Here is a 5,791-nt window from a genome sequence, read left to right on the forward strand (position 1 = left end):
CCCGGTGAGAACATCAAGAAGGACGGCACCTACAGGCTCCGCCAGGGCGCCATCTTCGCCACCATCAACCCCTATGGCGGCCTCGATAGCGGCCTCCTCTGGGGCTTCACCATCTTCGACCACCTCTGGTACACGCCCCTCGATACCGGCGTCCGCGAAAACTTCCTCGCCACCTCCATCGAACAGCCCGACCCGCTCCACTTCACGGTCAAAATCGGTGAGGCCTACTTCCACAACAAGCCGCCGATCAACGGCCGCCGGGTAAAGGCCCAGGACGTCGCCGCCTCCTACATGGCCGCCCGCCAGCAGACCCGCATCTCCAACTCCTCCTGGTGGACGCAGGTCCTCGATAGCGTCGTCGCCGTCGATGACTCCACCGTCAACTTCACGCTCAAGCAGGTCGACGCCTGGACGTTCTCCTCTACCAACGGCGGCAGCCCCATCGGCTCCTCCATCCTCCCCGAGGAGATCGCCAGGGACCCCTCCTTCATGGATAAGGACCTCATCGGCAGCGGCCGCTTCGAATTCGTCAGCCACGAAAACGGCGCCAACTTCAAGCTGAAGCGGTTCGATAAGTGGCGGGTCCCCGGCCAGCCCTACCTCGCCGCGCAGGAATACCGCCTCATCCAGGAGCAGGCCGCCGCCCTCGCTGCCTTCTCCGCCGAGGAAATCCACACCGTCGGCCTCAACAACAAGCTCGAGCGCGAAGACCTCGTCAGGAAGCACGGCGACAGGATCGTCATCGATTCCGAAGACTCCCGCTCGGTCTGGACCGTCCTGCCCCGCGGCGACGGCCAGTGGGCCGACCCCCGTGTCATCCAGGCCATCTCCATGTCCATCGACCGGCAGGAGCTCATCAACCTGATGAACTTCGGAGAAGGCAAGGTCTCCGGCCCCGTGCCGCCGGCCTTCGGCGAAGCCCTCCCCGAGAACGACCTCAAGAACACCTGGGGCAAGTACGACCCCGCCGAGGCGAAGAAACTCCTCGCCGCCACCGCCTTCGACACCGCCAAAGAGTACGAGCTCAAGTACATCACCCCCGGCGACCGCAACCAGCAGTTCGCCCAGATCGTCCGCTCCCAGCTCGAAAAGAACCTCGGGCTGAAAATCAAGCTCGTCGGCGAAGACCTCGGCCGCTGGCTGCAACAGTCCCTCTACGGCTCCCAGTACGACGGCTTCATGGTCTACGCCTCGCTCGCCTACGACGACCCCAGCTCCTACATCGGCGGCTACGCCAGGCAGATCGGCGGGCGCCCCAACTGGGCCGGCTACAGCAACGACGAGATGGACGAGCTGGTCAAACAGCAGAAGACCATCCTCGACGACGTCGAGCGGCGGGCGGCCATCCAGGACCTCCAGCGCAAGGCCTGGGAGCGCGGCGCACCGTTCATCCCGACGTTCATCGCGATCACCAATTCCGCCACCTGGGGCTACGTGAAGGGTCGCGTCACCGGCCGCGGGAGCTACGGCCTCTTCGCCGGCACCGTCTGGATCGACAAGTAAGGCGGCGGCATGCGCCAGTACATCCTCCGGCGGCTCGCCTACGTGCCGCTCATCATGGCGATTGTCTCCGTCCTCGCCTTCTTCACCCTGCGCATGCCCTGGGCGGTCGACCCCGTCACGCTCTACGTCAACCAGAACACCACGCTCGAACAGGAGCAGGAGATCCGGCGCGAGCTCGGCCTCGATAAGCCCGCCGTCGAGCAGTTCTTCATCTGGCTCGGGCAGGTCGCCCGGGGGGACCTCGGCGAGACCTTCCGCTCGCGCCAGCCCGTCTGGGACGAAATCGTCCGCCGCTTCCCGGTCAACCTCGAAATCCTCGTCCTCTCGATTACCTTCTCCACGCTCTTCGGCGTGACCTTCGGCGTCATCACCGCGGTCAAGCAGAACTCCGGGGTCGATTACTTCTTCCGCTTCCTCGCGGTCTTTGGCCAGTCGATCCCCGATTTCTTCCTCCTCATCCTCCTCATCGTCCTGCCGTCGATCTGGTGGAACTACTCGCCCCCAGTGGGCGGCCACATCCCGCTCACCCGCGACCCGCTCGAAAACCTGCGGCTCTACCTGCCGCCCACCATCCTGCTCGGCATCGGCGGAGCCGCCGCCATGATGCGCCTGACGCGCTCCAGCCTGCTCGAAGTCTTCCGGCAGGATTACATGCGCACCGCCCGCGCCAAGGGGCTGCCCGGCCGGGCGGTCGTGCTCCAGCACGGCCTGCGCAACGCCCTCATCCCGATCGTCACCCTCATCGGCAGCCAGGTCACCGCCCTCTTCTTCGGCTCGCTCATCCTCGAACAGGTCTTCTCCATCAACGGCCTCGGCCAGTTCTTCCTCGTCTCTTCGGTCACCGGCGACTTCCCCGTGATCCAGACCCTCGTGCTGTACACCGCCATCGTGGTGATGGGCATGAACCTTCTCGTCGACCTCTCCTACGCCCTCATCGACCCCCGGGTGAAGTACACCTGATGGCCGCCGCGACCACCTCCGCCCCGTTCGACCTCCCCTTCCGCTATCGCCGGCCCGGCGTGCTCCGCCGGCTCGGGCGCACCGCCCGCCAGCACCCCGCCGGCGTCTTCGGCTTCTTCGTGCTTGTCCTCTTCGTCCTTGCCGGCGCCTTCGGGCCGATGCTCGCCCCCTACGACCCCGAGGCGCTCAGCGTCGGCCGCCCGCTCGAAGGTCCGTCCCTGCAGCACCCCTTCGGCCTCAACCAGAACGGCCAGGACATGCTCAGCCGGGTCATCGCCGGCGCACGGGTCTCGCTCATCATCTCCTCGGCTGCCATCTTCATCGGCGCCGCCACCGGGTCGTTCCTCGGCATCCTCGGCGGCTACTACGGCCGCTGGCTCGATTACCTCATCCAGCGCTCCGGCGAGGCCTTCGCCGCCTTCCCCTCGCTCGTCCTCTACTTCATGCTCCGCGCCGCCCTCGGCCCCGGCATCGAAGCGATCATCGCCGCCATCGCCATCGGCGCCCTCTTCGGCGGCAATCGCGTCCTCCGCTCGGCCACAATCATCGAAGCGCGCCAGACCTACGTCGAAGCGGCCCGCGCGATCGGCTGCTCCGAATGGCGCATCTTCATCCGCCACGTTGTCCCCAACGTCCTCCCCCTCGTCATCGTCATCATGAGCGGCGCGCTCGGGGGCGCCATCCTCGCCGAATCCGCGCTCTCGTTCCTCGGCCTCGGCCCGGATGTCGTCTCCTGGGGGCGCGACATGAGCGGCCAGAACCTCTCGATCGCCCGCACGGGCTACTGGCACGTGGTCGTCTTCCCCGGCATCGCCATCAGCCTTGTCGTGCTCGGCGCGAACCTGCTCGGCGATTCCCTGCGCGATATCTGGGACCCCCGCCTGCGCCGCTGAACGGGCGCAGCCCTACGCCCGCGCGAACTGCCCTTCGCGCCACGCCCGCAGCGTAAGCAGCAGCGCGCTCACCACCGCCACCAGGATCGGCGTCAGCAGGAACACCCAGAACCCGAACGAGCGGTCGTTCGTGGCCCAGAGCGTCCCCAGGGTCAGCAGCATCCCCACCACCGTCCCGATGCGGTAGGTCATCCGCGCCTCCGCATCCTCCCCGTAGCGCAGCCGTCCCGCCCAGAGCGCCAGCGCCGGGAAGCCCGTGGCGAACAGGTAGATGAGCGCCACCGCGATGCCGAACAGCCACGCCCAGTCCAGCGCCCCGGCGACGACGTGCAGCGCGAACGCGCCGGCAAACGCCAGCCCCATCAGCCCGAGCCCGGTGACGCCGCGTCGCATCGCTTCGAGGATACCACCGCTCGCCGGGCTCAGCCGGCCAGCGCCCGCACGAGCAGCACCCCTGCCGCCGCCGCCGTCTCCGACCGCAGGATGTACGGTCCCGCCCGCACCAGCAGCGCCCCCCGGGCGCGCAGCTGCGCCAGTTCGCCCGGCGAAAAGCCCCCCTCCGGGCCGCACACCACCGCGACCCGCCCCGGCGACGGCAGCAGCCGCGCGGCCTCGTCCGCCGGCATCCCCTCGCGCTCCAGCGCGACCAGGTTGCCGTGGAAGCCCCCGAGCAGCCGCTCCAGCGGCGCCGCCTCGGTCACCACCGGCACGAACAGCCTGCCGCTCTGCTCGCTCGCCTCCGCCGCGATCCGGTGCCACCGCTCCAGCTTTGCCGGCGAAGGGGCATCACCGCGCTGGCAGTACTCCAGCACCGTCGGCCGGACCAGGTCGGCGCCCGCTTCGGTGCACTTCTCCACCGCCCACTCGAAGCGCTGCGCCCGGATGAGCGGCACCCACGCCTCGACCACCAGCGCCGGCGGCGCCTCCTCCCGCGCGATGCCGGTCACCTCGACCCGCACCCGCCCGCGGGCAGCCTCCCGCACCTCCGCCGCCCACTCCCGCCCGTCGCCGCTGAAGAGCAGCAGCGCATCGCCCGGGCGGGCGCGCAGCACGCCGGCCAGCCGCGCGGCCGGCTCCCCTTCGATGGTCAGCGGGCCCGGGCCCAGCTGCCCGGGCCAGTACAGCCGCGGCACATGCGCCATGCGCCACAGCCTACCCCGAATTGCCCCCCCACCGCCCGTTTGCTAGGCTCGCTGTCGGTCCCTTCTTGCAACGGACACGCCCCTCAACGAGGTACTCATGCCCAGGCGCCTGGCCGTCGGTGTCGGATTCACCGGAAGCCCTGAACAGAACCGTCAGACCATCGAAAAGATCAAAGTCGCCGAGGAAGTCGGCGTCGAAGCGGTCTTCACCGCCGAAACCTGGGGCCGCGACCAGTTCTCGCTCCTCACCCAGATCGCGCTCCAGACCAGCAAGATCAAGATCGGCACCGGCATCGCCCCGGTCTTCGGCCGCTCACCCGCCGTCCTCGCCATGACCTTCGCCACGCTCGACGAGCTCTCCGGCGGGCGCGTCATCATCGGCCTTGGCACCTCCGGCTCGCGCGTCATCGAACACTGGCACGGCGAAAAGTTCTCGAAGCCGATCCAGCGCACCAAAGAGTACGTCGAAATCATCAACCTCATCATCAGCGGCGAAAAAGTCTTCTACGACGGCGAAATCTTCAAGCTGCAGCGCGGCTTCAAGCTCCTCTTCGAACCCGTGCGCAAGCACATCCCCATCTACGTCGCCTCCATTTCGCCGAAGAGCATGCAGTCGCTCGCGACCTGCGCCGACGGCTGGATGCCGATCTACTGGCCGAAGTCGAAGTACCAGGAAGGCAAGGCGATGATCGCCCGGGCCGCCGCCGCCGCGGGCCGCCCGGCCGACGCCGTTGAGTGCGTCGCCAACATCACCGTCGTCATCAACCCCGACATCGAGAAGGCGAAGGTGCAGGCCGCCGGCCCCATCTCCTGGTACGTCACCAACATGGGCGACTTTTACCACGAAATGCTCGCGCGCAACGGCTTCGCCGAAGAGGTGGCCGCCATGCGCAAGGCCGCCGAGACCAGCAAGCCCATGCCCTTCGGCACCACCCCCGAGATCATGGCCGCCATGGGCGACCGCATGCTTGAAGAGACCGCCGTCTTCGGCGACATCGAAACCGTGGCCGCCGGCCTCGAGGAGCGCCGCCAGCTCGGCGTCGACCTGCCCATCATCACCATGCCCCAGGGCTCCCTCAAGGAGATCGAGCACACCCTCGGCACCCTCGTCTCCTGAGCCAACGCGTAACCCGCCCGGGAGCGGGCCTCCCCGCTCCCCGCTCCCGGGGCGGGCGGATGCGATGGGTGGGCTCCCCGCTCCCCGCTCCCGGCTCCCCCTGGCTCCCGGGCGGCCGGGCGGCAGGGTGGCCGGCGGAGGGGCTCCCCGCTCCCACCTCCCACCTCCCACCTCCA

The 5,791-nt window shown here is 68.4% G+C and carries 6 protein-coding genes; 4 read left to right on the plus strand and 2 right to left on the minus strand.

All coding sequences use genetic code 11. The features are described 5' to 3' along the window. The 3 genes from VAE46_RS01960 to VAE46_RS01970 all read left to right on the plus strand — a co-directional run. On the plus strand, nucleotides 1–1,503 hold a 1,503-nt coding region (locus VAE46_RS01960; protein WP_322795225.1), incomplete at its 5' end, for an ABC transporter substrate-binding protein. 9 nt (nucleotides 1,504–1,512) lie between these two features. Next, the gene (locus VAE46_RS01965; protein ID WP_322795226.1) at nucleotides 1,513–2,463 is read left to right on the plus strand and encodes an ABC transporter permease; all 951 of its coding nucleotides are present in this window, start codon (nucleotides 1,513–1,515) and stop codon (nucleotides 2,461–2,463) included. Continuing rightward, nucleotides 2,463–3,356, plus strand: coding sequence for an ABC transporter permease (locus VAE46_RS01970; protein ID WP_322795227.1), 894 nt, complete (start codon nucleotides 2,463–2,465; stop codon nucleotides 3,354–3,356). Before VAE46_RS01965 ends, VAE46_RS01970 begins: the two co-directional genes overlap by 1 nt. A gap of 12 nt (nucleotides 3,357–3,368) precedes the next feature. Here VAE46_RS01970 and VAE46_RS01975 read toward each other — a convergent pair whose 3' ends face one another. After that, complete coding sequence (locus VAE46_RS01975; RefSeq protein ID WP_322795228.1) at nucleotides 3,369–3,749, minus strand: hypothetical protein; 381 nt, start codon at nucleotides 3,747–3,749, stop codon at nucleotides 3,369–3,371. A gap of 29 nt (nucleotides 3,750–3,778) precedes the next feature. Next, nucleotides 3,779–4,498, minus strand: coding sequence for an RsmE family RNA methyltransferase (locus VAE46_RS01980; RefSeq protein ID WP_322795229.1), 720 nt, complete (start codon nucleotides 4,496–4,498; stop codon nucleotides 3,779–3,781). A 97-nt stretch (nucleotides 4,499–4,595) separates the two neighbouring features. Between VAE46_RS01980 and VAE46_RS01985 the strand changes: the two genes are divergently transcribed. Beyond that, entirely contained in the window at nucleotides 4,596–5,615 is a 1,020-nt protein-coding gene (locus tag VAE46_RS01985) for an LLM class flavin-dependent oxidoreductase (protein WP_322795230.1), read from the plus strand. Nucleotides 5,616–5,791: the final 176 nt, after the last annotated feature.

Source organism: Tepidiforma sp., from assembly GCF_034433535.1.
Taxonomy (GTDB): domain Bacteria; phylum Chloroflexota; class Dehalococcoidia; order Tepidiformales; family Tepidiformaceae; genus Tepidiforma.